We start from the raw sequence: 26358 nt of genomic DNA on the forward strand, positions 1-26358 counted from the left end.
GTGGAACCACCTGATCCCATGCCGAACTCAGAAGTGAAACGCGGTAGCGCCGATGGTAGTGTGGCATTCGCCATGCGAGAGTAGGACACTGTCAGGCACCTATTTAGAAGAGGCCTCCCATTCGGGAGGCCTTTTTGCATTTCTGCGTTCCAAAAATCTGCCATGCCACCGGGATTTTAGTAAAAGTGCTGGGCTATCAAGGGATTGCCCGTTACTCTTTAGCCGTTGCCGATTAACACGTGATGCTGCCAGCGAGGTATTGATGGCTACGTTGAAGGAAATTGCACAGGAAGCGGGGGTTTCTCTCGCCACGGTATCCCGGGTACTGAACGAGGATCCCAGCCTGAGCGTCAAGGAAGAGACCAAGCAGCGGATCTTCGAGATTGCCGAACGGCTGGAGTACAAGACCAGCAGCGCCCGCAAGGGGGTACACAAGAGCAAGCTGCACTTTCTGGTGGTCTATGCCTATCCCCAGAGTACCGAGGTCAACGACCCTTACTATCTCGCTATCCGTTATGGTATCGAGACCCAGAGTGCCCGCCTCAATATCGAACTGACCCATCTCTACAACTGCGGTGAAGGGCGCGAACTGAGCGCCGTGGATGGCATTCTGGTGGTCGGTACCCTCACAGCCGAGCGTCTCGTCCAGCTAAGGGCTTGTTCCAGCCAGCTGGTGTTTGTCGACTGCCGTTCACAGGGAGAGTTCGACTCGGTCGATGTGGATCTCGCCCTGATCAGCCAGCAGGTAGTCGATTACTTCATCGCGCAGGGGCACCAGCGTATCGGTTATATCGGTGGCCAGGATGAGAATCCGGATCTGCGCGAACTGGCCTTCCGGGATTATGGCCAGCGGCTGGGGGTGGTGCAGGAGAGCGACCTCTATCGTGGAGATTTCTCCAGCGCTTCCGGCTACCAGTTGGCGAAGGAGATGCTGGCAGGGGATTGGCCCAAGGCGCTGTTCGTTGCCTCCGACTCCATCGCCATTGGCGTGCTGCGTGCCATTCATGAGAAGGGACTGGCGATTCCCCAGCAAATTGAGCTTATCAGCGTCAACGATATTCCAACCGCCAAGTTCACCTTCCCGCCGCTCTCTACAGTGCGGATCCACTCCGAGTTGATGGGCTCCCAGGGGGTCAATTTGCTGGTTGAGCGGCTGCGAGACGAGCGGGATATTCCCCTTCGGGTGCTGGTACCGAGCAAGTTGACCCTGCGTGGCACCACTCGCTGATTTTAGTAAAAAATTCTGCTTTTTAGTCGCGCCATCTTGCGGTGGTGCGACACCTCTCCCAAGCAAACCTCTTTCCCATATCATCCAGTAACTTCATATCATATTGTTTTATAATTGATTTTATTGCTAATCAGCCAACTCTTATCAACATCCATGCCACTCATCCATATCTTGCCCTCCTTTATCTCCCGCTTCTGATCTCGCTCACAAAACCATCTGTTCATTGTGATCAGGTTAAAACTTTACCAACCTAAAGCTGATATTTAGTAAATGTTTATCTAGAGTTTACCCAGTTAACGTTGCCTTGTTCCGGGAGGACATGTGAATAACTGGGAAAACGTCCAATTCGTTGGTGAAAACAGGCTGGCCCCGCGTGCCTACTTCTTCTCTTATGCCGACCACGTGCTGGCGGCCACCATGCAGCGCGAGCTGAGCCGCCGTTTTCTGAGCCTTGGCGGCCAGTGGCAGTTCCACTACTTCGACCACCCCCTGCAGGTGCCGGAGGCCTTCTATCACAGCCCCATGAGCGAGTGGGGCCAGATCACCGTGCCCAACATGTGGCAGATGGAAGGGCACGGCCAGCTGCAGTACACCGACGAAGGCTTTCCCTTCCCCATCGACGTGCCCTTCGTGCCGACCAACAACCCCACCGGCGCCTATCAGCGCAGCTTCACGCTGAGCCCGGCCTGGGATGGGGAGCAGGTGATCATCAAGTTTGACGGGGTAGAAACCTACTTCGAGGTCTATGTGAACGGCCACTATGTCGGCTTCAGCAAGGGGAGCCGCCTCACCGCCGAGTTCGATATCAGTGCCTACGCCAAGGTTGGCGAGAACCTGCTGTCGGTGCGGGTGATGCAGTGGGCTGACTCCACCTATATCGAAGATCAGGACATGTGGTGGATGGCGGGGATCTTCCGCGACGTCTACCTGGTGGGCAAACCGGCCGCCCATGTGCAGGACTTCTTCATCCGCACCGCGCTGGCTGATGATAACCAGAGCGCTACCCTGAGCTGCGATATCCAGCTGGAAAATCTGGGGTCGGCTGCCCGAGATCACCGTCTGGTCTGGTCGCTGCTGGATCAGGGTAGCGAGATCGCCAGCGGCTCGCTCGACCATCTCGCCATCGACGGCAAGTGTGACTGCCGCTTCACGCTGGATCTGGCCAACCCCCATCTGTGGAGCGCCGAAGATCCTTACCTCTATCAGCTGCAACTCTCCCTCTACAACGGTCAGGGCGAGCTGCTGGAAGTGATCCCGCAGCGGGTCGGGGTGCGTGAAATCAAGGTCAAGGATGGCCTCTTCTACGTCAACGGCCACTACCTCAAGCTGCACGGGGTGAACCGCCACGACAACGACCACCTCAAGAGCCGCGCGGTCGGCATGGATCGGGTGGAGCGCGATATCGTGCTGATGAAGCAGCACAACCTCAATTCGGTGCGCACTGCCCACTACCCGAACGACCCGCGCTTCTACGAGCTGTGCGACCAGTACGGCCTGTTCGTGATGGCGGAGACCGACGTGGAGACCCACGGTTTTGCCAACGTTGGCGATCTCAGCCGCATCACCGATGACCCCTTCTGGGAGCCGGTGTTCGTGGATCGCATCGAGCGCCACGTGCACGCCCAGAAGAACCACCCCTCCATCATCATCTGGTCGCTCGGCAACGAGTCCGGCTACGGCTGCAACATCAGAGCCATGTACCAGCGCTGCAAGGCGATCGACCCGACCCGGCTGGTGCATTACGAAGAGGATCGCGATGCCGAGGTGGTGGATGTGGTGAGCACCATGTATTCGCGCGTCTCCCAGATGAACTGCTTCGGCGAGTTCCCGATGGAGAAGCCGCGCATCCTCTGCGAGTACGCCCACGCCATGGGCAACGGCCCGGGTGGCCTCAGCGAATATCAGCAGGTGTTCGACCGTCATCCCCACATTCAAGGCCACTACATCTGGGAGTGGTGCGATCACGGCATTCTGGATCAGGACGAGCAGGGACGCCCCGTTTACAAGTACGGCGGCGACTACGGCGACTACCCCAACAACTACAACTTCTGCATGGATGGCCTCATCTATCCGGATCAAACCCCGGGGCCGGGCCTGCGCGAATACAAACAGGTGATCTGCCCGGTCAAGGTGCGGGCTCTGGATCTGGCGAGCGGCAAGCTGGCAGTGGAAAACCGCTACTGGTTCTCCACTCTCGACGACATCCGCCTACTGGTCGAAGTGAAGGCCGAGGGCGAACTGCTGGCCAGCCAGCAAATCCGGTTGGAAGGGATTGCCCCCGGTGCCACCACAGAGCTGCAACTCGAATTGCCCACGCTCGATGGGCGGGAAACCTTCGTCCAGCTGCGGGTCATCAAGGCCACCGCCACCCGCTACAGCGCGGCGGAGCACGAGCTGGGCCAGTACCAGTTCCGGCTGAAAGAGTCGACTCGCCAGCTGCAGCCCTTTGCCAATCCCAACGCCACTCCGTTGCAGATTGCCGACGAGCGGCTCGCGCTGACCTTGAGCGGCAGCGGCTTCGCCCTGCGCTTCTCGCGCCTCGACGGCAAGCTGGTGAGCTGGCAGCAGGATGGCAATGAGCTTATCGAGCGGGTGCCGCGTCTTACCTTCTTCAAGCCGATGATCGACAACCACAAGCAGGAGTACGAGAGCCTGTGGCACCCGAACCACCTGCAGATCATGCAGGAGCACTTCCGCACTCTGAGCTGGCGCCAGCTGGGTGAGGCGGTCGAGGTGACGGTCGAGAGCCTGATCGCGCCGCCGGTGTTCGACTTCGGCATGCGCTGCCGCTACGTCTACACCCTGAGCCCGAACGGTCAGCTGCACGTGGCACTGTCCGGTCAGCCCTACGGCGGTTATGACGACATCATCCCCAAGATCGGCTTCGAGCTGGGCATTCGTCAGGATCTCGACCGGGTGCACTACTACGGCATGGGGCCGGGCGAAAACTATCAGGACAGCCGCCAGAGCAACTGGATCGACAGCTTCCAGAGCACTGTGGGCGAGATGTGGGAGCACTACCCCTTCCCGCAGGACAACGGCAACCGCCAGCAGGTGCGCTGGGCGACCCTGACCAACCGTCACGGCGCCGGTCTCTACGTGCGACCCGATGCCCCCATCAACCTGAGCGTCTGGCCCTACAGCTGGGAGCATATCCACGCGGCGCAGCACATCAACGAGCTGGAACCGAGCGGTTATCTCACCCTCAATCTGGATCACAAGGTACTGGGGCTCGGCTCCAACTCCTGGGGCTCCGAGGTGCTGGACTCCTGGCGGGTGCGCTTCGAGCCATTCAGCTTCGGCCTGACCCTGCTGCCCATCGCCCGTGGCAACCTCAATCCGGCTGCGCTGGCCGGGCTCGATCTCACCATCAACGGCGGGAGGAACCTCGCATGATCACCCTGGACAACCTGACCCTGTTCAAAAACATCTACCGGGAGGGCAAGAAGTGGGGCCGCTGCGTGGAGGCCATCAACAACCTGCCGAACCTCAAGCCCGGCATCTGCCACTCCATCGGTGACTCCCTCACCTACCGCTTGCAGGAGGGGGCCAGCCCGGCCACCTCACTGTTCGAGGGGCAGCGCCGCTACTTCGACGTCCATTACTACCTGGAAGGAGCAGAGACGGTGGAGTGGGCCCCCAAATCGGAGCTGGCGGTCGAGCAGGCTTATGACGACACCACCGACCGCGAGTGGCTGGCCGGTGAGGTGCGTGAGCGCCAGCAGGTGGGCAACGGGCAGGTGGTGATCTTCGAGAACGACGAGGCTTACCGTTTCGTCGGCGACGGGCCGGTGCGCAAGGTGATCATCAAGGTCACCGTCGAAGGCGGCTACTTCAAGAACAAATAACAAGCCGCCGATTCTGCACTGATAAAAGCCGGAAGGGCGGGGCTCACCCTACAACCCATGCCCCGCTCTTTCGCGGCAATAACTACAGGTCTGGAGATGCACCATGTCTGATTCCAAACGCAATACGATAGGCAAGTTTGGTCTGCTGTCGCTCACCTTCGCGGCGGTATTCAGCTTCAACAACGTCATCAACAACAACATCGAGATCGGTCTGGCCTCGGCCCCGATGTTCTTTCTGGCCACCATTTTCTACTTCATTCCGTTTTGCCTGATCATTGCGGAATTTGTGTCACTGAATAAGAACTCCGAAGCGGGGGTGTATGCCTGGGTGAAGAGTTCCCTCGGCGGTCGCTGGGCCTTTATCTCCGCCTACACCTACTGGTTCGTGAACCTCTTCTTCTTCACCTCCTTGCTGCCGAGGGTCATCGCCTACGCCTCCTATGCCTTTCTCGGCTACGAGTACATTCTCACTCCGGTGGCGACCACGGCATTGAGCATGGTGCTGTTTGCCTTTGCCACCTACGTCTCCACCAACGGCGCCAAGATGCTCGGCCCCATCACCTCGGTGACCTCGTCCCTGATGCTGCTGCTGACCCTCTCCTACATTCTGCTGGCGGGTGCGGCACTGGTGGGTGGCGTGCAACCGGCTGACCCCATCACGGTAGAGGCCATGGTCCCCGATTTCAGCTGGGCCTTCCTCGGCATCACAACCTGGATCTTTATGGCAGCCGGTGGCGCCGAGTCGGTGGCGGTCTACGTCAATGACGTGAAAGGTGGCTCCAAGTCCTTCGTGAAGGTGATCATCGTCGCCGGGATCTTTATCGGCGTGCTCTACTCCATTGCATCGCTGTTGATCAACGTGTTCGTCCACAGCGACACCCTGAAATACACCGGCGGCTCGGTGCAGGTGTTCGAGGGGCTGGCAGCCTACTTCGGCCTGCCGGAGATCCTGATGAACCGCTTCGTCGGGCTGGTCTCCTTCACCGCCATGTTCGGCTCCCTGCTGATGTGGACCGCGACCCCGGTGAAAATCTTCTTCTCCGAGATCCCGGCCGGTATCTTCGGCAAGAAGACGGTCGAGCTGAACGAGAACGGCGTGCCCGCTCGCGCAGCCTGGATCCAGTACCTCATCGTGCTGCCGCTGATGGTGATCCCGACTCTGGGCTCCAACACCGCGCAGGATCTGATGAACACCGTCATCAACATGACCGCCGCCGCTTCCATGCTGCCGCCGCTGTTCATCATGCTGGCCTACCTCAATCTGCGGCTGAAGCTCGACCACCTGCCGCGGGAGTTCAGGATGGGTTCGCGCACCACCGGTATCGCCGTGGTGTCGGTGCTGATCGCCATTTTCTCGGTGGGCTTCCTCGCCTCCACCTTCCCGACCGGTGCCGACATCATGACCATCATCTTCTACAACGTCGGCGGGATCGTGATCTTCCTTGGCTTCGCCTGGTGGAAATACAACAGATACGAGGCCTCCCTCAGCGCCGAAGCGCGTGCCAAAGAGGCCCAGCCGACAGCACAGGTTGCCATGCAGACGCCATAGGCACGGCATTGAATCCCAATCAAACCGGGTGGCCGTTGGCCACCCGCAAACCGTTGAACCAGAAAAGGAAAAGAGCATGAGCGAGACGATCGAGTTTGCCGAATTCAAGCGGGTCGAGATGAAGGTGGGCAAGGTGCTGGAGGTGGTGCGTCACCCCGGGGCCGACAAACTCTACATCGTCCAGATCGACGTGGGTGGCGAGCGGCCGCTGCAGACCGTCACCAGTCTGGTGCCTTACTACAGCGAAGAGGAGCTGATGGGCAGCGAGGTGGTGGTGCTGACCAACCTCAAGCCCACCAAGATGCGCGGCGAGCGATCCGAGTGCATGTTGCTGTGCGCTGAGACCCCGGACGAGAGCCAGAGCGTGCTGTTGCAACCGCGGGTGCCGATGGCGCCGGGCACTCCGATCGTCTGAATGGTATTGCGAGCCGGTGCGGGAGACGGTACCGGTTCAGCAACGAGGCCGTGCACGCGGCCCGATCATAACAAGAGAGTAAAGCGCGGGGCCGACAGACCCTTGCCGAACACATCACAGAGTCACCGCGTTACCCGCAGGGAGCGCGAGTCCACTGGAGGACACCATGTCTGAATCCGTACGCGGCACCATAGGCAAGTTTGCCCTGTTGTCGATGACCTTTGCCGCCGTGTTCAACGTGCGTAACATCGTCAACAACAATATCGAGCTGGGGCTCAGCTCCGCCCCTATCTTCCTGCTGGCGACCATCGTCTACTTCATCCCGTTCGTCTTCATCATCGCCGAGTTCGTCTCGGCCAACAAAAACTCCGAGTCGGGGATGTACGACTGGCTGAAAAAGCCGCTCGGCACCCGGATGGCCTATCTGGGGTCGTTTCTCTACTGGTTCGTGAACCTGTTCTGGTTCGTCTCCCTGCTGCCCAACGTCATCGCCTACGCCTCCTACGCCATGCTGGGCTATGAGTACAGCTTCTCGCCCATGGTCACCTCGATCATCTCCATCGTGCTGTTTGCGGCGGCGACCCACATCTCCACCAAGGGGGCGAGCTGGCTTGGCAAGATTGCCGAGATCGTGGCCTACGGGGTGTTTGCCCTGTTCGCCATCTATGTGCTGGGTGCCCTGATGGCTCTGAGTGGCGATCATGTGCCGGCCCAGCCCATCACGCTAGAGGCGATGACTCCCACCGTCAACTGGGCGACCCTCGGCATCATGTGCTGGATCTTCCAGGCGGCGGGCGGTGCCGAGACCGCCGCGGCCTACCTCAATGACGTGAAGGGCGGCCAGAAGTCCTTCATCAAGGTGATCATCAGTGCGGGTATCGTCATCGGTGCCATGTATGCGGTCGGTTCCCTGTTGGTGAACGTGTTCGTGCCGCGCGAGAGCCTCACCTATGCCGGCGGCATGGTGGAGATCTTCACCGGCATGGCCCAGTACTTCGGGCTCTCCGAGGCACTGGTGGGCCGCTTCGTCGGCGTGGTGCTGTTTATCGCCATGTTCGGTTCCATGATGATGTGGACCTCGGCGCCGGTGAAGATCCACTTCTCCGAGATCCCGCAGGGGGTTTACGGCGAGAAGACCACCCAGCTCAACGAGCACGGCGTGCCGGTGCGCGCCGCCTGGTGGCAGTTTGTCTTCGTGTTCGCGATGCTGGTGGTCAACGGCTTCGGCTCCGAGTCGGTGCAGCAGATGATGAACACCGCCATCAACCTCACCGCCGGCACCGCCATGTTGCCGCCGATCTTCATCATGGTGGCCTACTTCGTGTTCCGCTGGAAACATGACGACACCCCCCGCGACTTCCGCATGGGGTCGCGCAAGTTCGGGATGGGCGTGGTGTCGGTGCTGATCGCCATCTTCGTGGTGAGCATGAGTGCCTCCGCCTTCCCGGCCGGGGTGGATCTGGTGCGCGCCTTCTTTATCAACGTCTTTATGACCGCGGTCTTCTCGGCGCTGGCCTACTGGTGGATCTCCCGCTTCGAGAAGCGGCAGACCCGCAAGCTCGCCGGCAATGAGAAGAAAAGCGGCAACGGCACGCTGGCCAGCCAGCGCTGATCGGCTGAGTGAAAAAACGGAACGGGCGGCCTTGGTCGCCCGTTTTTTTATCCATTTAGCTCCGGTTTGGCGCTATCTGGCCGCGGGTCATCAACTTCCGTTATTCGACAAAGCAAAGGCGTTAAGCATTGATGAACAATTAACCGCAGCACAACGTTGCGCCTCTCCGTTATCGGGGTAAGCTGGAGGTTCGTTTTAGCGGGAGGTGCCAGACATCTCCCGCTCTGTTTCTTGTCCTCCCCAATCCTGACTGCCGCCATGGCTGCAGGATGCCCTTCTGATGGAGACCTTTCGTGCGTCTGGATCCCTTTACTGTTGTGCTGATTGCGGTGGTCACCCTGGCCTCCCTCTTTCCCTGCGCGGGGCAGACAGCCGTCTGGTTCGGTCTGCTGACCAAGCTGGCGGTGGCGCTCCTGTTCTTCATGCATGGCGCCAAGCTGTCGCGCCAGAACCTGCTGGCGGGGCTGGGCCACTGGCGGCTGCATCTGGTGGTGATGCTCAGCACCTTCGTGCTGTTTCCGCTGCTCGGGCTGCTGCTCACTCCGCTGGTACCGAGCTGGTTGAGCCCGGCTATCTACCTCGGCTTCCTCTATCTCTGCGCTTTGCCAGCCACCGTGCAGTCGGCTATCGCCTTTACCTCGATGGCGGGGGGCAATGTGTCGGCGGCGGTGTGCAGCGCCTCGGCCTCCAGCATCCTCGGCATCTTCCTCTCGCCGGTGCTGGTGGGGATGATGATCCACGTGCAGGGGGAGGGGATCGACACCTGGCACTCCATCCAGTCCATCATGATGCAGCTGATGCTGCCGTTCGTGGTCGGCCACCTGTCGCGTCCGCTCATTGGTCGCTGGGTCGATAGCCACCGCCCGCTCATCGGCAAGCTGGATCAGAGCTCCATCCTGCTGGTGGTCTACGTCGCCTTCAGCGAGGCGGTGGTGCAGGGGATTTGGCGTCAAGTAAGTTGGTACGATCTGGCCAGTATTGTGCTGCTGAGCTGCGTCTTGCTGGCGCTGGTGCTCAGCTGGAACGTCTGGATCAGCCGTCGCCTCGGCTTCGACAAGGCAGACGAGATCACCATCGTTTTCTGCGGCTCGAAAAAGAGTCTGGCCAACGGGGTACCGATGGCCAACGTCATGTTCTCGGCCGCCAGCGTCGGGGTGATGGTGCTGCCGCTGATGATCTTCCACCAGATCCAGCTGATGGTCTGCGCCGTGCTGGCGCGCCGCTATCACGAGCAGGGGCATTGATACTCGCGCCGTTTTGACAGCCATAACAAGAGGGAGGCCCGTTGGCCTCCCTCTTCTCATCTGCATGCCGACCGGCGTGCTAGCGTTTGCGCCAGACGGTCAGCTGCGCCACCGTATGCTGGTATTTGCGGGCGGTCTCGCGGATGACGAAGGGCACATCCCGGGGCGGGCAGTGCTCCTCGAACTCCGCCGCCAGCAGCCGTTGCAGCGCCTGATAGGTGGTAAGCGCCTCGCCGTTTTCACGAATGCCGCCGAGCCAGTTGGCGGGCGGAGTATATTCCGCCAGCCAGGTATAGGGGCTGGTGAGCACAAGCAGGCCACCGCTGCGCAGTCGGGGTGCGATATCCCGCAGGAAGCGGGCGGGCTCCCGCAGTCGGTCGATGAGGTTGGAGGCGAGCACCAGATCGTAGTGGTCATATTTGGGCTTGAGGTTGCAGGCATCCCCCTGACTGAAGTGGATGCGCTCAGCCTGACTCGCCCCCAATCCGTGGCTCGACAGGCGTGCCTCGCAATACTCCACCAGTTCACCCTCCAGCGGAATGGCGTAGCGGAAGCTGTCCTGGCTGGCGAGGGCCAGCGCCACATCGATGAAGCGGGCCGAGTAGTCCACCCCGTCCACATGCTGGAAGTGGCGAGCCAGTTCGAAGCTGGCGCGGCCGGTGGCACAGCCGATATCCAGCGCCCGCTGGTGGTTGCTGCACAGCTCGCCTGCAAGATCAGCAAGCGTCTTGGCGTAGTTGGCTACCCCGAAGTGGCTCGGGCCGTACTGGAAGTCGAGGTACTGAGCGACGAGCGTGTCGGTTTCATAGGGATTCACGATAACGGGTTCCTGATAACGGGAGACCAGATAGCGGAAACCCGCATGCTGGAAGAAGTGACGCCGGAAGGCGTAACGGGATGATTTGAGCGCTTCGTTGCCCGTGCTGATCCAGCTGCCACCCTTGATCAGGGTGTGCTTGCCATCAAAGGTGGGGGTGGAGAAGTCGTCGTAGAGCGGGTGGATTTTAAAGCCGTCAAAACCATCGATGGCGGTGCTGGTCCACTGCCAGACATTGCCCACCAGATCGAAGAACTCCCCTTGCGGGCAGGCATCCACCGGGCAGGAGGAGGCAAAACGGGCCAGATTGATATTGCCGGGGGCCTGTGTCCAGTCCGGCTGATCGCCGGGAACTTGCTCGCGCAGCAGCATCCATTCCGCCTCGCTCGGCAGCTGGATGGGGAGTCCGGTCCGGGCCGCCTGCCAGCGACAGAAGGCAGCCGCCTCCAGCTGGTTTACCTCGACTGGCCAGTCCCAGGGCATAGGGACCTGCTCGGTCATCAGCCGCAGCTGCAGTTGTTCGGGCTTGGTAGAATCACCCACCCAGAAGGTGGGCATCTGCGCCTTGGCATACTGACACCAACCCCAGCCTTCCTCATCCCACCACTGTTGCTGGCCGTAGCCGCCCGCCTGGACGAAGGCGAGGTACTCGGCATTGCTTACCAGCATGCGGCTGGCCTGAAACGGGACCAGCTCGATCTGGCGCTCGCCATATTCGTTGTCCCAGCCGTAGGTGGCGTCCCGCTTGCCAAGGCGCACCTTGCCGCCGGCCACCGGCAGCAGGCTGTTGGCTGGCACCAGGTCAATGCGGTGGCGGGCTTCGGGGCAGGCGGGCCAATAAGGCTGCGGCCGCACCCAGGCGAGCGGCAACTGGCGGATCAGCACACTGGAGGTCTCGAGGTGGATGCGCTCGTGCTCTATCCCCATCAGGATCACCCAGGCCGGGCTCTGCCAGTCGATGGGCAGGGTGAGCGGCATCTGGCGGATGAAGTCGCACACCAGCGAACGGACTTTGGCCCGATAGCTGCGCAGCTCGGTGACCTTGGGCCAGTCGTAGTGGGTTTCGTCCAGATCATCCCAGCTCATCTCGTCCACCCCGATGGCGACCATGGCCTCGATGCGGGCATCCAGCCGCTGATCGATCAGGCGCGCCGCCAGCAGCTTGTTGATGAAGAAGGCAGCGGTGTGGCCGTAGTAGAAGATGAGCGGGTGGCGCAGGGGGATCGCCTTGTTGAACCAGGCCCGCTCATCGGCCAGACAGTCGAACAGCGAGTCGTAGAGATCGAAGGTCTGGCAGAAGTAGGCGAGCAGCTCGCGCCGTTTCTGCTCGGGATCGCTGCCGGTCAGCAACGGGGGGCGAGTCGGTTCCGGCAGACCGGTGGCGGTGGCATAGAGAGGGCTTGCTTGGGTCACGCTCTGACTCCTTGTTGGCAGTGAAGACTGACAAGACAGTGGTAATGACATTACCGCAATGGAGAGCTTGGTACGCACGAAGTACCACTATTGGCTCAACAGACCGGCAGGACAATTAAAAACTTCCACGGGCTGTCAGCATAGTGACCGGCAGGACGACCCGCCAATCAGCCACAATCATATCCGTTCGAGAATGGTTATTTTCACCAAAATATGGTCTAAATGGCTCTCTTGATTCTTCTGTCTGTTCTGGTTGAAATGGTTATTTCCTTTTGAATCATTAGGTTAATTTTTGGCTCACGCTTTGCAGAGCATGAAAACCAATTGGCCCTGGATGGCCAACACATAAGGAGGAGAGTAGCGATGAAATGGATGATGGTTGTCATGTTGATGGCAGGGCTCAGTGGTTGTCACTGGCTGGATCAGACCAGAGTGACCGGAACGGGAGCTGTGGTCGAGCGCCAGCAGGCGCTTGGTGACGGGGTGACCCGGGTGCTGGCGGGGGTGCCTGCCACCCTCCATCTGGTTGCGGGGGAGCCGCGCGGTATCCTGATCAAGGGGCAGGAGAACCTGCTGCCCTATCTGGAGCTGACCGAGAGCGGCGACAAGCTGGAGATCGAGGTGAAGGAGGGTTACCGGCTCGATCCTACCGAGCCGCTGGAGCTGACCATCACCTTGCCGGTGTTGAACGAACTGGCATTGGCCGGGACCGGCAACGGCGATCTGAGCGGCTTCAAGGGGGATTCGTTGGTGCTGTCGGTGGCCGGTACCGGTGACATCGTCGCCAGTCAGCTGGAGCTGAAACGGCTGGAAGGGAATATTGCTGGCACCGGCAGTCTGGAGCTGGGCAGCGGTTCGGCACAGGCCATCGAGCTGAACATTGCCGGTGCTGGCGATGTGCTCGGGAGCGGGATGCGCGGCAACGAGGTAGAGGTCAATATCGCCGGCAGCGGTGATGTGGCGGTGCGGGCGCAGGAGACGCTGAAAGTCGGCATCGCCGGTTCAGGCAACATCGCCTACTGGGGCGATCCCAAGGTGGAGCAGCAGATCGCAGGCTCCGGCGGAGTGACACGAGCGGGCAGCTGAAGCCAACCGATCACCACAACTGAAACAGGCCCGCAACGGGCCTGTGTTGATCAGAGGTGGCGGGCGTGAAAGCGCAGGTGCGCCTCGATAAAGCTCGCCACGAAGTAGTAGCTGTGGTCATAGCCCTCGTGGCGGTTGAGCTCCAGCGGCCACTCCTTGCTGGCGGCAACTTCGGCCAGCGCATCGATATGCAACTGCTCGGCGAGGAAGGGATCATCCAGCCCCACATCTACCAAGGTCGGTAGCGGTGTAACCGGCTGGTGGCGCAGCAGCTGGCAGGCATCCCACTCCTGCCACAGCAGAGGATTGCTGCCGAGGTAGGCGCCGAGCGCCTTCTGGCCCCAGGGGCAGCGGCTCGGGTGGCAGATCGGGCTGAACGCCGACACCGAGCGATAGCGACTGGGTTCTCGCAACGCGGCGATCAGCGCTCCGTGACCGCCCATGGAGTGGCCACTGATGGCGCGTCGGGTCGAGACCGGGAAGTGGGTCTCGATCAAGTCAGGCAGCTCGCGGGTGACGTAGTCATACATCTGGTAGTGCGCCTGCCAGGGGCTCTGGCTGGCATTGACGTAAAAGCCTGCTCCCATGCCGAGGTCATAACCGGGATCGTCGGCTACGCCGTCGCCGCGGGGGCTGGTGTCCGGCGCCACCAGGGCGATGCCGAGCTCGGCGGCAATGCGCTGGGCACCCGCCTTCTGCATGAAGTTTTCATCGGTGCAGGTGAGGCCGCTGAGCCAGTAGAGCACGGGCACCTTCTGGCCGGTGAGGGCCTGAGGCGGCAGATAGATGGCAAAATTCATCTCGCAGCCGAGCACGCTGGCGCTGTGGCGATAGCGCTTGTGCCAGCCGCCGAAGCTCTTGTTGCTGCTGATAATCTCCAGATTCATCGAAGGACTCCTGCACCCCGCTCGCAGTGGCGGGCGGGGTGATCATGCTCAGTAGTGGATGACGGTGCGGATGCTCTTGCCTTGGTGCATCAGATCGAATGCGTCGTTGATCTGCTCAAGCCCCATGGTGTGGGTGATGAAGTCATCGAGGCGGAACTCGCCCTGCATGTAGCGCTGCACATAGCTCGGCAGTTCGCTGCGACCGCGAACCCCGCCGAAGGCGCTGCCGCGCCAGACCCGACCGGTCACCAGCTGGAACGGACGGGTGCTGATCTCCTGACCCGCTCCGGCGACGCCGATAATGACCGATTCACCCCACCCCTTGTGGCAGCACTCCAGCGCCGCACGCATTACCTTGACGTTGCCGATGCACTCGAAGGAGAAGTCGACGCCGCCGTCGGTCAGCTCGACGATCACCTCCTGAATCGGTTTGTCGTAGTCGTTCGGGTTGATGCAGTCGGTGGCGCCCAGCTTGCGGGCCAGTTCGAATTTGCTCTCGTTGATATCGATGGCGATGATGCGACCGGCCTTGGCCAGACGGGCACCGATCACTGCGGAGAGGCCGATGCCACCCAGCCCGAAGATGGCGACGCTCTCACCTTCCTTCACCTTGGCGGTGTTCATCACGGCGCCGATGCCGGTGGTGACGCCGCAGCCGAGCAGGCAGACCTCTTCCAGCGGGGCGGCCGGGTCCACCCTGGCGATGGAGATCTCCGGCAGTACCGTGTATTCGCTGAAGGTGGAGGTGCCCATGTAGTGATAGATGGGCTGGCCATCTTTCGAGAAGCGGGTGGTGCCGTCCGGCATCAGCCCCTTGCCCTGGGTGCTGCGGATCTTCTGGCAGAGGTTGGTCTTGCCGGATTTGCAGAATTTGCACTCGCCGCACTCGGGGGTGTAGAGCGGGATCACATGATCCCCCACTTTGACGCTGGTGACGCCCTCGCCGACCGATTCGACGATGCCGCCCCCCTCGTGACCGAGAATGCAGGGGAAGACCCCTTCCGGATCCTCACCGGAGAGAGTGAAGGCATCGGTATGGCAGACGCCGGTGGCGACGATGCGCACCCGCACCTCGCCCGCTTGTGGCGGCATGACTTCCACCTCTTCGATGGAGAGGGGCTGACCCGGGCCCCAGGCGATGGCGGCTTTACACTTGATGCTTTGAACCTGTGCCATGAATGACATCCTTCTTGTTGAGCAGGGTGAACAGAGATGAGTTCGGACATTCAGTGTAGTTTCCCGCTGATTTGGTGATAATGAGGGCAAATCTCAAATCACTTTTACACACAGGTAATAATGTTCGGCTGGGAAGGGATCTGTGAGTTTGTCAGCGTGGCGGAGCAGGGGGGCTTTACCCCGGCGGCGCGCAAGCTGGGGGTGTCGGTGGCGCAAGTGAGCCGTCAGGTGGCACAGTTGGAGGATCGGCTGCAGGCCAAGCTGCTGCTGCGCACCACCCGTCAGGTGCGGCTCACCGAGCTTGGCGAGATCTACTATCGCCACTGCCGTCAGCTGCTCGACAACCTCTACGAAGCGGAGCTGGCGGTGGGGCGTCATCAGGCGGTGCCGCAAGGCACCCTGCGCATCACGGCCCCAGTCTCCTACGGCGAGAGCCGCATCGCCCCGCTGGTGAACGACTTCATGGTGCGTTTCCCCCAGCTGGAGGTGACCCTCAACCTCACCAACCAGCTGCTGGATTTGGTGCACGAAGGCTACGATCTGGCGCTGCGGCTCGGCCATCTCAAGGATTCGACGCTGGTGGCGCGCAAGCTGGCACAGCGGGTGCCCTATGTCTGCGCCTCACCGGCTTACACCGCCCGCCACGGCATGCCCAACAGCCTCTCCGAGCTGACTCGCCACACCTGTCTGGTGGGCAACAGCGACGAGTGGCACTTCACTCTGGACGGTCGCCCCCACAGCGTGCGGGTGCGTGGCTTGCTGCAGTGCAACAGTGGCCACGCCCTGCTGGATGCGGCGCTCAAGGGGATCGGCATTATCCAGCTGCCGGACTACTACGTGAGCGACCATCTGGCCCGAGGCGAATTGATCGAGCTGCTGCCCGAACTGCGGGCTCCGGCCGAGGGGATCTGGGCCCTCTATCCCCACAACCGCCACCTCTCCCCCAAGGTGCGACTGCTGGTGGATTATCTGGCCGAGCGGCTGAGCGACCCGCACCAACCGGCGCTGGTGATGCCGATAGGCTAGGGCTTCTCTTGCTCGTTGGCTTACAGGCGTCAAACCCCATGGCCTGAAAATAAAAGAGCCCTTGAGGAATCAAGGGCTCTTTTGCAGGTAACAACCGGATAGTCAGCGATCCATCACTCGATGTTCTGAATTTGCTCGCGCATCTGCTCGATGAGGACTTTCAGCTCGACGGCGGACTGGGTCACTTCGGCGTTGATCGACTTTGAACCAAGCGTGTTCGACTCGCGGTTGAACTCCTGCATCATAAAGTCGAGACGACGGCCGCAGGCGCCACCCTTCTTCATGATCTTGTTGGTCTCGCTGATGTGCATCTCCAGACGATCCAGCTCTTCGGCTACGTCGATCTTCTGGGCCAGCAGCACGATCTCCTGCTCGATGCGGGCCGGATCCAGCTCAACCTTGGCTTCGGCCAGCCGGTCGGTGAGCTTCTGGCGCTGCCACTCGATGATCTGCGGCAGGTGGACGCGCACCTTCTTCACTTCGACCTGAATGCCGGCCAGACGCTGTTCGATCAGCGCCTTGAGGTTGGCCCCTTCGCTGGCGCGGGAGGCGAGGAAATCTTCCATGGTCTGGTCAAAACCGCCGAGCAGCTCGGTGGCGACCGCGTCCATGTCCTGTTCGGCGGCAGCCATGACGCCCGGCCAACGCAGTACGTCGACCGGGTTGAGCTGGCCCTGGCCTGCTTCTTTCATTACCCAGTTGGCACTGTCGATGATCAGCTTGGCCAGCTCTTCATTGATATGGAGTTGGCTGGCAGCGGCCTGAGCGGCTTCAAAACGCAGGTTGCACTCCACCTTGCCGCGCTGCAGCTTGGCGCGGAAACGCTCACGCAGTACCGGCTCCAGGCTGCGCAGTTGCTCCGGCAGGCGAATGTAGGTTTCCAGATAGCGCTGGTTTACCGAACGAATTTCCCAAACGGCTGTGCCCCAGTCGCCCTTGAATTCCTTGCGGGCGTAGGCGGTCATGCTGTGAATCATTGATTGTTCCGGGCTTGATGAAGTGTGCGGCCAGTATACTCAGCCCGGCCCTGCTCGTCAGCCGATGCCGTGGTTTTAGCGGCTGATATTTGGGGCGGGATCACTTATAATCCCCCGCCAATTTGAGCCAGCCCAGAGGTCCGTTCCATGTCACGTCCAAGCGATCGCAGTGCCGCGCAACTTCGCCCGGTTACCATTACCCGCAATTTCACCAAACATGCAGAAGGCTCAGTGCTGGTGGAGTTCGGTAACACTCGCGTGCTTTGCACCGCCAGCGTCGACACCAGCGTGCCGCGCTTCCTGAAAGGGAAGAATCAGGGCTGGGTGACTGCCGAATACGGCATGCTGCCGCGCTCCACCCACTCCCGGATGAACCGCGAAGCGGCCTCCGGCAAGCAGAGTGGCCGCACCCTGGAGATCTCCCGTCTGATCGCCCGCTCCCTGCGCGCCGCGGTAGACCTGACTGCGCTGGGCGAGCACTCCATCACCGTTGACTGTGACGTGCTGCAAGCCGATGGCGGCACTCGCACCGCTTCTATTACCGGTGCCTGCGTGGCGCTGGTGGATGCGCTGAACTGGATGGTCGAGAAGGGCATGATCAAGCAGAGCCCGCTCAAGCAGATGATCGCCGCCGTCTCCGTCGGCATGTATCAGGGTGAAGCCATCTGCGATCTGGAGTACATCGAAGACTCCGCCGCCGAGACCGACATGAACGTGGTGATGACCGAAGATGGTCGCATCATCGAGGTGCAGGGCACCGCGGAGGCCGAGCCCTTCACCCATGAAGAGTTGCTGGAGATGCTGGCGCTCGCCAAGGGCGGCATCGCCGACATCATTGCGCTGCAGAAGCAGTCGCTCTCCTGATTTTAAAAACGCGGCATTGACCGCGTTTTTTTATACCCCCACACAAGACAACGACAAGCCAAGCAAGGAGCCAGAATGAAAGCCTACCAGCGTCAATTTATCGAGTTCGCCCTGGAGAAACAGGTTCTCAAATTCGGTGAATTTACCCTGAAATCCGGTCGTAAAAGCCCCTACTTCTTCAACGCCGGTCTGTTCAACAGCGGTCGCGATCTGGCCCGTCTCGGCCGCTTCTATGCCGCCGCCCTGATGGATGCCGGTATCGAGTTCGATGTACTGTTTGGCCCGGCCTACAAAGGGATCCCCATCGCCTCCGCCACCGCGGTGCAGTTGGTGGAGCAGCATGACGTGGATGTGCCCTGGTGCTTCAACCGCAAGGAGGCCAAGGATCATGGCGAGGGCGGCAATCTGGTGGGTAGTCCGCTCAAGGGGCGCATCATGCTGGTGGACGATGTCATCACCGCCGGCACCGCCATCCGTGAATCCATGGATCTGATCCAGGCCAACGGCGCCTCGCTGGCGGGCGTGCTGATCGCGCTGGATCGTCAGGAGAAGGGCAAGGGCGAGCTCTCCGCCATTCAGGAGGTGGAGCGTGACTACGGCGCCCACATCATCGCCATCATCCAAATGAGCGACTTGATCCAGTATCTGGAAGAGAAACAGGCCGAGCAGCCGGAGCTGGCGGCGCAACTGGCGGCTATGAAGGCTTACCGCGCCCAGTACGGTATCTGAGCTCCGCTCACACCGCGCAATAGCTGAATGCGGCGCCCGTTTGCTCTCTGGCAGCAAACGGGCGCCGTTTTTTTTCATCTGCAAAAAGTGGATCATGTGGCTTGAGCTTGCCCTTACAGTAAAGGTTAGGGTTTGCCAGTCGGCGTTTTGTGGTGCCGACGGGTTCCGGGGAGGAACAACATGACCACTCATCTTCAATCACCGATTCATCTGCAGTTGCCGCTCAGCGGCATGAGCTGTGCCAACTGCGCAGGCCGTATCGCGGCCAGTCTCAACAAACTCGACGGGGTATCGGCCACCGTCAACTTCGCGCTGGAGCAGGCGGCCATCGAGCTGGCCAGCCCCGACCGTCTGCCTGCGGTGCTCGACAGCATCAAGAGTCAGGGTTATGACTACGGTAGCGAGACCTTTTTGTTTCAAATTACCGGTATGACTTGTGCAGGTTGTTCGGCTCGACTGAACAAGATGCTGGCCGCGCTGCCCGGCGTTATCTCCGCCGAGGTCAATTTCTCCATTGAACAGGCCCGGATCGTGCTGGTGCCCGGGATGCAGACCCCGGCCGCTTTGCGCGAGCAGATCGAGGCGCTCGGCTTTGGTGCCCAGTTGGCGCAAGGCTCGGCCAGCGGCCGCCGCCAGCAGTTGCTGGAGCGGGAAGCGCAGGAGGCCGCCAGCGCCCGTCAGGCGCAAACCCGGGTCATCGTCTCGGCTTTGCTGACGCTACCGCTGCTGGTGGGGATGCTGGCCATGGCCGGGTTGTTCCCCTGGCATCTGCCCGCATGGCTGGAGCTGGTGCTCGCCACCCCGGTGCAGTTCTGGATCGGGGCCCGTTTCTATCGCGGCGCCTGGCTCGCCATCAAGAACCGCGCAGCCAATATGGATGTGCTGGTGGCCACCGGCACCAGTGCGGCCTACTTCTACAGCCTCTATCTGTTGTTGACGCTGGGGATGGCTGCCAGCGGCAAGCTCTATTTCGAGGCGAGCGCCATCATCATCACCCTGATTTCTCTCGGCAAGTTGCTGGAGGCACGGGCCAGACGCAGCACCCAGTCCGCCATTCGCGAACTGATGGCGCTGCGACCGGAAACTGCCACCGTCTGGCGTGGCGAGAGTTGGCAGAGCGTCGCTATCGACGAGGTGCTACGTGGCGATCGGCTGCGGGTGCTGGTGGGTGAGCGGGTGCCGGTGGATGGCAGAATCGTGAGCGGCGCCAGCGAACTGGACGAATCGATCCTCACCGGCGAGAGCCTGCCGGTGCCGAGCAGTGTGGGCGGCAAGGTGCTGGGCGGTGCCATCAACCGCTCCGGCGTGCTGGAGATCGAAGCCACGACAGTGGGGGAGGACTCCAGCCTCAACAAGATCATCGCGCTGGTGGAGAGCGCCCAGATGGGCAAGGCCCCGCTGCAACAGCTGGTGGACAAGGTCTCTGCCGTGTTCGTACCGGTGGTGATGGCCATCGCCTTTTTCACCCTGCTGGTGTGGTACGCCATCAGCAACGACTTCGGTCAGGCGCTGCTGGCGGCGGTAGCGGTGCTGGTGATCGCCTGCCCCTGTGCGCTGGGGCTGGCAACGCCTGCGGCCATCGTCACCGGTACCGGCGTGGCGGCGCGCCACGGCATTCTGATCAAGGATGTGGATACCCTGCAGAGGGCCCACGCCATCAAGGCGCTTATCTTCGACAAGACCGGCACCCTGACCCAGGGCCGGCCGGTGCTGGCCAGCTGGAGTGGCAACGACGAGCAGCTGCGCCTCGCTGCCGCCCTGCAGCAGGCGAGTGAACACCCGCTGGCGCTGGCCATACGCGAGGCGGTCGGCAGCGGGGTGGCACTGCCTCAGCCGGAGGCGGTGGAAGTGCGGGTCGGTGCCGGTATTGTCGGTCAGGTAGCGGGTCACACAGTCGCCATCGGTAATGGCTCCCTGCTGGCCCAGCTCGGCATTGAACCGCCGCAACAGGATGAACAAGCCGCCGATGGGGCGACCCGGGTTTGGGTTGCCATCGACGGTGCTGTGGCTGGCATAGCGGCTTTGGCCGATACCCTGCGCCCCGAGAGCCCGGAAGCCATCGCCACCCTGCGCCAGCGCGGCATCGCCAGCTGGCTGGTGAGCGGCGATGCACCGGCGCCGGTGGCCCATATTGCCGCCAAGCTGGGACTGGACGGGGCCTTTGACTCCGTGCTGCCTGCGGGCAAGGTGGAGAAAGTGGAGGCGTTGCGGGCGCAAACCCATGGGCTGGTGGCCATGGTGGGGGACGGGGTGAACGACGCCCCGGCGCTGGCGGCGGCGGATGTCGGTATCGCCATGGGCTCCGGCTCCGATGTGGCGATGGAGACCGCCTCCATCACCCTGATGCGATCTGACCCGCGGTTGGTGGCCGATGCCATCGATATCTCGGCGGCGACCTGGCGCACTATCCAGCAGAATCTGTTCTGGGCCTTCGTGTTCAACATCATCGGCATTCCGCTGGCGGCGCTGGGCTACCTGAGCCCCGAGCTGGCGGGGGCGGCCATGGCCCTGAGCAGCATTACCGTTTTGAGCAATTCCCTGTTATTGAAACGCTGGCAGCCCAGGGCGGCGCACGGGCCAGCATCCAACCCGATCAGTAAGGAGGCATAAATGAACATCAGCAAGGTTGCCAAGGCCACTGGGCTGACCGCCAAGACCATCCGTTATTACGAGAGCATTGGCCTCATTACAGCCCCGGTACGCAGTGACAACGGCTATCGCAGTTACACCGAGGGGGCGCTGCGGGAGCTGCGTTTCGTCAAGCGGGCGCGGGAGACCGGCTTCAATCTGGAAGAGTGTCAGGAGCTGCTGGCGCTCTATCGGGACGAACACAGAACCAGCGCCCAGGTGAAGAAGCTGGCGCAGGAGAAGATCGTCGATCTGCGCGCCCGCATTGCCGGTTTGCAGGCCATGCTTACCTCCCTGGAAGGGTTGGTTTGCTGCTGCCACGGGGATGAAAATCCCGAGTGCCCGATCCTCGACGAATTGGAGAAGGGGTGAGCAAGGACTCACCTGCCAGCGCAGAAGAAATCGTTATTGATTGATTAACTTCTTAATAAGCGGCGCTTTATTGTTGCGGGTCAGGGGGTAATGGTAGACTGCTCGGCTCTTGTACAGGAGTACTCAGTTGACCCAGAGTGTGACACGCCAGGTTAAGCAGGCCATTATGGCCCAGCTCTATACCCATGCATCGTTCAGTCTCCCCTGTTTGGGCGTGTTGGCATTTGGCTGGAGTCTGCTGTTTCACGACTATCTACCCGCCATCGAAGCGCTCGGTTGGCTGGCAGGCACTTTCCTGTGGCTGCTGGGTCGGGGCTGGCACTTGCGCTGGCGCCGAGCCCGCCTGCACCAGACTCCGTTGCCGGTGCTGGAGCGGGAGCTCTTTATCGGAGCCACCATCACCTCCATCATCTGGGCTCTCGGGGTGTTGCTCTACATGGACAAGCTGCCCGATACCTATCGGGCCGCCATGATGATGCTCTCCAGCCTCATTCTTACCGGCAGCGCCATCATGCTGTTTGGCAGCCGCCGTACCCTCTATGGTTCCGCCCTGCCGCTGGGCATGGCGATGCTGTTCGAGCTGGGCAATGGCAACGAGCAGGAGCGGATCGTCTCCTGCATGCTGGCGGGCTATCTGTTTGTCTTTCTGCCGACCCTGTTGCGCCGGATGCGGCGGGATCAGATCGCCTCGCTCCACCACCGTTTCTCCAACGCCGAGCTGGTGGCCGAGCTGAAGGCGGTCTCCGAGCATTTGCGTCTCACCTCCCGCCTCGACGGCCTGACCGGCATCGCCAACCGCGCCCATCTCGACGACTCTCTGGAGCGGGCCTGGCGGCGCTGTCACCGCGCCCGGGCGCCGTTGTCGCTGGTGCTGGTGGATGTGGATTACTTCAAGCAGTTCAACGATCTCTACGGCCATCAGCTGGGGGATGACTGCCTGCAACAGGTGGCGGGGCTGCTGGCCGAGGTGGAGCGGCGCGAGGACGATCTGGCGGCCCGTTATGGCGGCGAAGAGTTTGCCTTGCTGCTGCCCTGCACCGGCATGCAGGGGGCATTGCAGGTGGCGGACAATGTGCGGCAGGCGCTCAAGGAGCTGGCCATCCCGCACCAGAAGTCACTGGTCTCCGGTCGGGTCACATGTAGTTTTGGTGTTGCGACACTGATACCGGACAACAGCATGAAAATCGCCGATTTGATCCAAAAAGCGGATGCGGCACTCTATCAGGCCAAGCATAATGGGCGGGATCGAATCGAAGTAGCCTTGATGGGTAAGGTTGCCTGAATTTAACGTGACAGATTAAAGAGGTTGTCTATGCAATGTCATCGTATCGAAGAGCTGCTGGAGTTGTTGCAGCCTGCCTGGATCAAGGAACAGGATCTCAGCCTGGTGCAGTTTGTTGCCAAACTGGCCCAAGAAGCGGGATTTGAAGGTCCTCTGTCCGAGCTGACCGACGACATGCTGATCTATCACCTCAAGATGCGGGAATCCGACAAGCAGGCGATGATCCCCGGTCTGGCCAAGGATCATGTGCCCGATTTTAAAGAGGCACTGCTCAAGGCTCGCGGAATCAAGTGAATCTTTAGCGGAAGCGCATCACCTCGTGGTGATGCGCTTTTTTGTTGCCGAAAATTGCGATCCAACCCCCAATGTTAGATACATCTAATCCACACAATTAGCATGCTGTTTAAGATATAATCCGCTCCATAACAAATAAGGGAGCGATGTCTTGCAATGGCCGACCACGATAAAATCGATATCAAGGACGTCACCGACAAGGGCGTAACCGGGACCTTCAACCCCAATACGTTCAAAGCCAGCGACGACAGATTCAACCCGGGCAACCGCATCTATGTGCGGGCCCAGAAAGGGTATTGGCAGCGGATGCGCAAGGCCATGGGCTGGTTCTTTGTGGCGCTGTTCGTGCTGCTGCCCTGGCTGCGTTACGACGGGCGACAGGCGGTGCTGTTCGACCTCGGTCACCAGCAGTTCCATATCTTTGGCGCCACCATCTGGCCGCAGGATCTGACCCTGCTCGCCTGGCTCTTCATGATCGCCGCCTTCGGACTCTTCTTTATTACCACCTTCCTCGGTCGGGTCTGGTGTGGCTATCTCTGCCCGCAGACGGTCTGGACCTTCATGTTCATCTGGTTTGAAGAGAAGCTGGAAGGGCCCGCCAACAAGCGGCGCAAGCTGGACGAGGCGCCCTGGAGCGGCGAGAAGCTGGCTCGCAAGGGGGCCAAGCATCTGGCCTGGCTGGCGATCTCGCTGGTGACCGGCCTGACCTTCGTCGCCTACTTCCAGGATGTAACTGAACTGGTGCCGGACCTCTTCACCCTGCAGGCCAGCGGATGGGTGCTGTTCTGGGTGATCTTCTTCACCATCATTACCTACGGCAACGCTGGCTGGATGCGTGCCATCATGTGTATCCACATGTGCCCCTATGCCCGCTTCCAGTCCGCCATGTTCGACAAGGACACCTTCATCGTCGGCTATGACACCAAGCGTGGCGAGACCCGTGGCGCCCGCTCCCGCAAGGCGGATCCCAAGGCGATGGGATTGGGTGACTGTATCGACTGCGATCTCTGCGTGCAGGTCTGCCCGACCGGTATCGACATCCGCGATGGCCTGCAGTACGAGTGCATCAACTGCGGTGCCTGCGTCGATGCCTGCGACCAGACCATGGAGCGGATGGGCTACCCGAAAGGGCTCATCAGCTACACCACAGAGCACAAGCTGGCCAACGACTCCACTCATGTGGCACGGCCCAAGCTGATTGGCTACGGGCTGGTGATGGCGGTGATGCTGGGGGTATTTGTCTACAACGCCATGTCCATCATGCCGATGGGGCTCGATATCCTGCGGGATCGCAACCAGCTGTTCCGCGAAAACAGCGAGGGGCTTATCGAGAACACCTACACCCTCAAGATCCTCAACAAGACCCAGCAGTCCCAGACCTACCAGCTGGATGTGGAGGGCTTGCCCGAGTATCAGTGGTTCGGCCCCCGTGAAGTGACCCTGAAGGCGGGCGAGATCTACACCCTGCCGGTCAGTCTGGCGGTCGATCCCTACAACCTGAAACGGCCGGCGCTGGATATCCAGTTTGTGCTGAAACGGGAGGGGGCTGCGCCCGATGACAGCAAGGGCAACCTGCGCCAGGGCAGCAAGTTTATCAGCCGGTTGTAACTGCGTGTGGCTGCGGGCCGGGCGTGACACCAGTCCGGTCACCAGCGAGCACGGCAATGCCGGTCAGTAGTGATAGAATGGGGCGCAACGGCGCCCCTTTCTTATGGTGGATGACATGCGTTTCAACTATTCCGACCTCAATCCCGACCTCATCATGGATGCGCTCGATCTCAGTGGCCTGCGGCTCGACTCCGGCCTTATCGAGCTCAACAGCTACGAAAACCGGGTCTACCAGTTTCAGGATGAGGATCGTCGCCGCTATGTGGTGAAGTTCTACCGTCCCGGCCGCTGGAGCAGGGCCCAGATCCTCGAGGAGCACGAGTTTGCCACCCGTCTCGCCGAGGCTGAGATCCCGGTCGCCGCACCGCTCGCCTTCGAGGGCGAGACCCTGCTGGAGCACGAGGGCTACCCCTTTGCCATCTGGCAGAGCGTCGGTGGCCGCCAGTTCGAAGTTGATAATCTCGACCAGCTTGAGTGGGTGGGGCGTTTCCTCGGTCGCATTCATCAGATCGGCGCCAGCAAGCCGTTCCACCATCGGGTACGGCTCGATGTGGAGAGCATGCTGCACGAACCGCGTCAGCTGCTGGCGTCTGGCGAATGGCTGCCAAGCGGGCTGGCGAAGCAATTCTTCGGGGTGCTCGATGAGCTGATCAAGCATGTCAGCGACGCTATGACCCTGGATGTGGCGCAGATCTCCCTGCATGGCGACTGCCACCCGGGCAACATCCTCTGGCGTGACGGTCCCATGTTTGTCGACCTCGATGATTGCCGCACCGGCCCCGCGATTCAGGATCTCTGGATGATGCTGAGCGGCGAGCGCCACGAGCAGCAGATCCAGCTCGATACCCTGCTGGCGGGCTACGAGGAGTTTATGGAGTTCGACTCGCGGGAGCTGGCGCTGATCGAGCCGCTGCGGGCGATGCGCATCGTCCACTACATGGCGTGGCTGGCACGGCGCTGGGAAGATCCCGCCTTCCCCCGTCACTTCCCCTGGTTCAATACCGATCACTACTGGCGTCAACAGATTGCGACCCTGCACGATCAGCTGGAAACGCTGAAGGCACAGCCGTTGACCCTGATGCCGGGGTGGTAACTTATCCGGCGGCCAGCAGATAGCCCCACCTTTGGCACGATTAGCCGGAGGCGCTCAAGGCGCCACCGTTGACCCTGATGCCAAACTGGTGAAATAGAAGGGCTCTTGCGCGGCAAGGGGGACTCGATCTCCGGCCCTGACCATTGACGTCAGCATGGCGAAACAATAGGCTTGGCACTGCTTCGGTTCGCCGGGCGTGCCTCACAGTGA

The 26358-nt window shown here is 61.1% G+C and carries 21 protein-coding genes and 1 rRNA gene; 18 read left to right on the plus strand and 4 right to left on the minus strand.

Annotated elements, in window-relative coordinates; translation table 11 throughout:
* The 8 genes from rrf to ACW5XC_RS14560 all read left to right on the plus strand — a co-directional run.
* Positions 1-97, plus strand: a 5S ribosomal RNA gene (gene rrf / locus ACW5XC_RS14525); the annotation flags it as partial.
* Positions 98-262: 165 nt separating this feature from the next.
* Positions 263-1228: a transcriptional regulator EbgR gene (gene ebgR / locus ACW5XC_RS14530; protein ID WP_005342046.1), complete on the plus strand. Its 966-nt coding sequence runs from the start codon at positions 263-265 to the stop codon at positions 1226-1228.
* A 321-nt stretch (positions 1229-1549) separates the two neighbouring features.
* Positions 1550-4624 carry a beta-galactosidase subunit alpha gene (gene ebgA / locus ACW5XC_RS14535; RefSeq protein ID WP_042055388.1) on the plus strand — a complete coding sequence of 1025 codons (3075 nt, stop codon included), beginning with the start codon at positions 1550-1552 and terminating at the stop codon, positions 4622-4624.
* Positions 4621-5076, plus strand: coding sequence for a beta-galactosidase subunit beta (locus ACW5XC_RS14540; protein WP_042055386.1), 456 nt, complete (start codon positions 4621-4623; stop codon positions 5074-5076). The genes ebgA and ACW5XC_RS14540 overlap by 4 nt, the downstream gene beginning before the upstream one ends.
* A gap of 103 nt (positions 5077-5179) precedes the next feature.
* Entirely contained in the window at positions 5180-6625 is a 1446-nt protein-coding gene (locus tag ACW5XC_RS14545; RefSeq protein WP_042055383.1) for an amino acid permease, read from the plus strand.
* Between the two features lie 76 nt (positions 6626-6701).
* A complete protein-coding gene (locus ACW5XC_RS14550; RefSeq protein ID WP_005342042.1) occupies positions 6702-7040 on the plus strand; it encodes a tRNA-binding protein in 339 nt (112 codons plus the stop codon).
* Positions 7041-7206: 166 nt separating this feature from the next.
* Positions 7207-8652 (plus strand): amino acid permease, encoded by a 1446-nt coding sequence (locus ACW5XC_RS14555; protein ID WP_042055380.1) that lies wholly within the window; start codon positions 7207-7209, stop codon positions 8650-8652.
* 293 nt (positions 8653-8945) lie between these two features.
* Entirely contained in the window at positions 8946-9896 is a 951-nt protein-coding gene (locus tag ACW5XC_RS14560) for a bile acid:sodium symporter family protein (RefSeq protein WP_042055377.1), read from the plus strand.
* 79 nt (positions 9897-9975) lie between these two features.
* On the opposite strand, the gene ovoA is transcribed toward ACW5XC_RS14560, so the two are convergent.
* Entirely contained in the window at positions 9976-12126 is a 2151-nt protein-coding gene (gene ovoA, locus ACW5XC_RS14565; protein WP_042055375.1) for a 5-histidylcysteine sulfoxide synthase, read from the minus strand.
* A 363-nt stretch (positions 12127-12489) separates the two neighbouring features.
* Here ovoA and ACW5XC_RS14570 point away from each other — a divergent pair, with 363 nt between their 5' ends.
* Positions 12490-13212, plus strand: coding sequence for a head GIN domain-containing protein (locus tag ACW5XC_RS14570; protein ID WP_042055372.1), 723 nt, complete (start codon positions 12490-12492; stop codon positions 13210-13212).
* A gap of 50 nt (positions 13213-13262) precedes the next feature.
* Here ACW5XC_RS14570 and fghA read toward each other — a convergent pair whose 3' ends face one another.
* A complete protein-coding gene (gene fghA / locus ACW5XC_RS14575; RefSeq protein ID WP_042055369.1) occupies positions 13263-14099 on the minus strand; it encodes an S-formylglutathione hydrolase in 837 nt (278 codons plus the stop codon).
* Between the two features lie 48 nt (positions 14100-14147).
* Positions 14148-15275 carry an S-(hydroxymethyl)glutathione dehydrogenase/class III alcohol dehydrogenase gene (locus ACW5XC_RS14580; protein ID WP_042055367.1) on the minus strand — a complete coding sequence of 376 codons (1128 nt, stop codon included), beginning with the start codon at positions 15273-15275 and terminating at the stop codon, positions 14148-14150.
* Positions 15276-15395: 120 nt separating this feature from the next.
* Here ACW5XC_RS14580 and ACW5XC_RS14585 point away from each other — a divergent pair, with 120 nt between their 5' ends.
* A complete protein-coding gene (locus ACW5XC_RS14585) occupies positions 15396-16301 on the plus strand; it encodes a LysR substrate-binding domain-containing protein (protein ID WP_042055364.1) in 906 nt (301 codons plus the stop codon).
* 113 nt (positions 16302-16414) lie between these two features.
* Here the strand turns inward: ACW5XC_RS14585 and ACW5XC_RS14590 are convergent, their stop codons facing one another.
* On the minus strand, positions 16415-17278 hold the full coding sequence (locus ACW5XC_RS14590; protein WP_042055361.1) for a YicC/YloC family endoribonuclease: 864 nt from the start codon (positions 17276-17278) through the stop codon (positions 16415-16417).
* A gap of 147 nt (positions 17279-17425) precedes the next feature.
* Here ACW5XC_RS14590 and rph point away from each other — a divergent pair, with 147 nt between their 5' ends.
* The 8 genes from rph to ACW5XC_RS14630 all read left to right on the plus strand — a co-directional run bounded on the left by rph (position 17426) and on the right by ACW5XC_RS14630 (position 26148).
* On the plus strand, positions 17426-18142 hold the full coding sequence (rph, locus tag ACW5XC_RS14595) for a ribonuclease PH (RefSeq protein ID WP_005339589.1): 717 nt from the start codon (positions 17426-17428) through the stop codon (positions 18140-18142).
* Positions 18143-18217: 75 nt separating this feature from the next.
* Entirely contained in the window at positions 18218-18871 is a 654-nt protein-coding gene (gene pyrE / locus ACW5XC_RS14600) for an orotate phosphoribosyltransferase (RefSeq protein WP_010676102.1), read from the plus strand.
* 180 nt (positions 18872-19051) lie between these two features.
* Positions 19052-21481: a heavy metal translocating P-type ATPase gene (locus ACW5XC_RS14605; RefSeq protein ID WP_042055358.1), complete on the plus strand. Its 2430-nt coding sequence runs from the start codon at positions 19052-19054 to the stop codon at positions 21479-21481.
* A complete protein-coding gene (gene cueR, locus ACW5XC_RS14610) occupies positions 21482-21871 on the plus strand; it encodes a Cu(I)-responsive transcriptional regulator (protein WP_005356117.1) in 390 nt (129 codons plus the stop codon).
* 127 nt (positions 21872-21998) lie between these two features.
* Entirely contained in the window at positions 21999-23153 is a 1155-nt protein-coding gene (locus ACW5XC_RS14615; RefSeq protein ID WP_005339596.1) for a GGDEF domain-containing protein, read from the plus strand.
* A 30-nt stretch (positions 23154-23183) separates the two neighbouring features.
* The gene (locus tag ACW5XC_RS14620) at positions 23184-23447 is read left to right on the plus strand and encodes a YihD family protein (RefSeq protein WP_005339598.1); all 264 of its coding nucleotides are present in this window, start codon (positions 23184-23186) and stop codon (positions 23445-23447) included.
* 156 nt (positions 23448-23603) lie between these two features.
* Complete coding sequence (gene ccoG / locus ACW5XC_RS14625) at positions 23604-25055, plus strand: cytochrome c oxidase accessory protein CcoG (protein WP_042055355.1); 1452 nt, start codon at positions 23604-23606, stop codon at positions 25053-25055.
* Between the two features lie 103 nt (positions 25056-25158).
* Complete coding sequence (locus ACW5XC_RS14630) at positions 25159-26148, plus strand: serine/threonine protein kinase (RefSeq protein ID WP_042055352.1); 990 nt, start codon at positions 25159-25161, stop codon at positions 26146-26148.
* The last annotated feature ends 210 nt before the right edge of the window (positions 26149-26358 follow it).

The sequence above is a fragment of the Aeromonas sp. 25-AL00135 genome, from assembly GCF_054052385.1.

Excerpts from the sequence above, each read along its gene's own strand:
- ACW5XC_RS14570 (WP_042055372.1), top strand. The coding sequence starts at position 12,490 with ATGAAATGGATGATGGTTGTCATGTTGATGGCAGGGCTCAGTGGTTGT.
- ccoG (WP_042055355.1), top strand. The coding sequence starts at position 23,604 with ATGGCCGACCACGATAAAATCGATATCAAGGACGTCACCGACAAGGGC.
- ACW5XC_RS14580 (WP_042055367.1), bottom strand. The coding sequence starts at position 15,275 with ATGGCACAGGTTCAAAGCATCAAGTGTAAAGCCGCCATCGCCTGGGGC.
- ACW5XC_RS14540 (WP_042055386.1), top strand. The coding sequence starts at position 4,621 with ATGATCACCCTGGACAACCTGACCCTGTTCAAAAACATCTACCGGGAG.
- ACW5XC_RS14585 (WP_042055364.1), top strand. The coding sequence starts at position 15,396 with ATGTTCGGCTGGGAAGGGATCTGTGAGTTTGTCAGCGTGGCGGAGCAG.
- pyrE (WP_010676102.1), top strand. The coding sequence starts at position 18,218 with ATGAAAGCCTACCAGCGTCAATTTATCGAGTTCGCCCTGGAGAAACAG.
- ACW5XC_RS14590 (WP_042055361.1), bottom strand. The coding sequence starts at position 17,278 with ATGATTCACAGCATGACCGCCTACGCCCGCAAGGAATTCAAGGGCGAC.
- fghA (WP_042055369.1), bottom strand. The coding sequence starts at position 14,099 with ATGAATCTGGAGATTATCAGCAGCAACAAGAGCTTCGGCGGCTGGCAC.
- cueR (WP_005356117.1), top strand. The coding sequence starts at position 21,482 with ATGAACATCAGCAAGGTTGCCAAGGCCACTGGGCTGACCGCCAAGACC.
- ACW5XC_RS14555 (WP_042055380.1), top strand. The coding sequence starts at position 7,207 with ATGTCTGAATCCGTACGCGGCACCATAGGCAAGTTTGCCCTGTTGTCG.
- ACW5XC_RS14605 (WP_042055358.1), top strand. The coding sequence starts at position 19,052 with ATGACCACTCATCTTCAATCACCGATTCATCTGCAGTTGCCGCTCAGC.
- rph (WP_005339589.1), top strand. The coding sequence starts at position 17,426 with ATGTCACGTCCAAGCGATCGCAGTGCCGCGCAACTTCGCCCGGTTACC.
- ACW5XC_RS14630 (WP_042055352.1), top strand. The coding sequence starts at position 25,159 with ATGGTGGATGACATGCGTTTCAACTATTCCGACCTCAATCCCGACCTC.
- ACW5XC_RS14545 (WP_042055383.1), top strand. The coding sequence starts at position 5,180 with ATGTCTGATTCCAAACGCAATACGATAGGCAAGTTTGGTCTGCTGTCG.
- ebgR (WP_005342046.1), top strand. The coding sequence starts at position 263 with ATGGCTACGTTGAAGGAAATTGCACAGGAAGCGGGGGTTTCTCTCGCC.
- ACW5XC_RS14550 (WP_005342042.1), top strand. The coding sequence starts at position 6,702 with ATGAGCGAGACGATCGAGTTTGCCGAATTCAAGCGGGTCGAGATGAAG.
- ACW5XC_RS14620 (WP_005339598.1), top strand. The coding sequence starts at position 23,184 with ATGCAATGTCATCGTATCGAAGAGCTGCTGGAGTTGTTGCAGCCTGCC.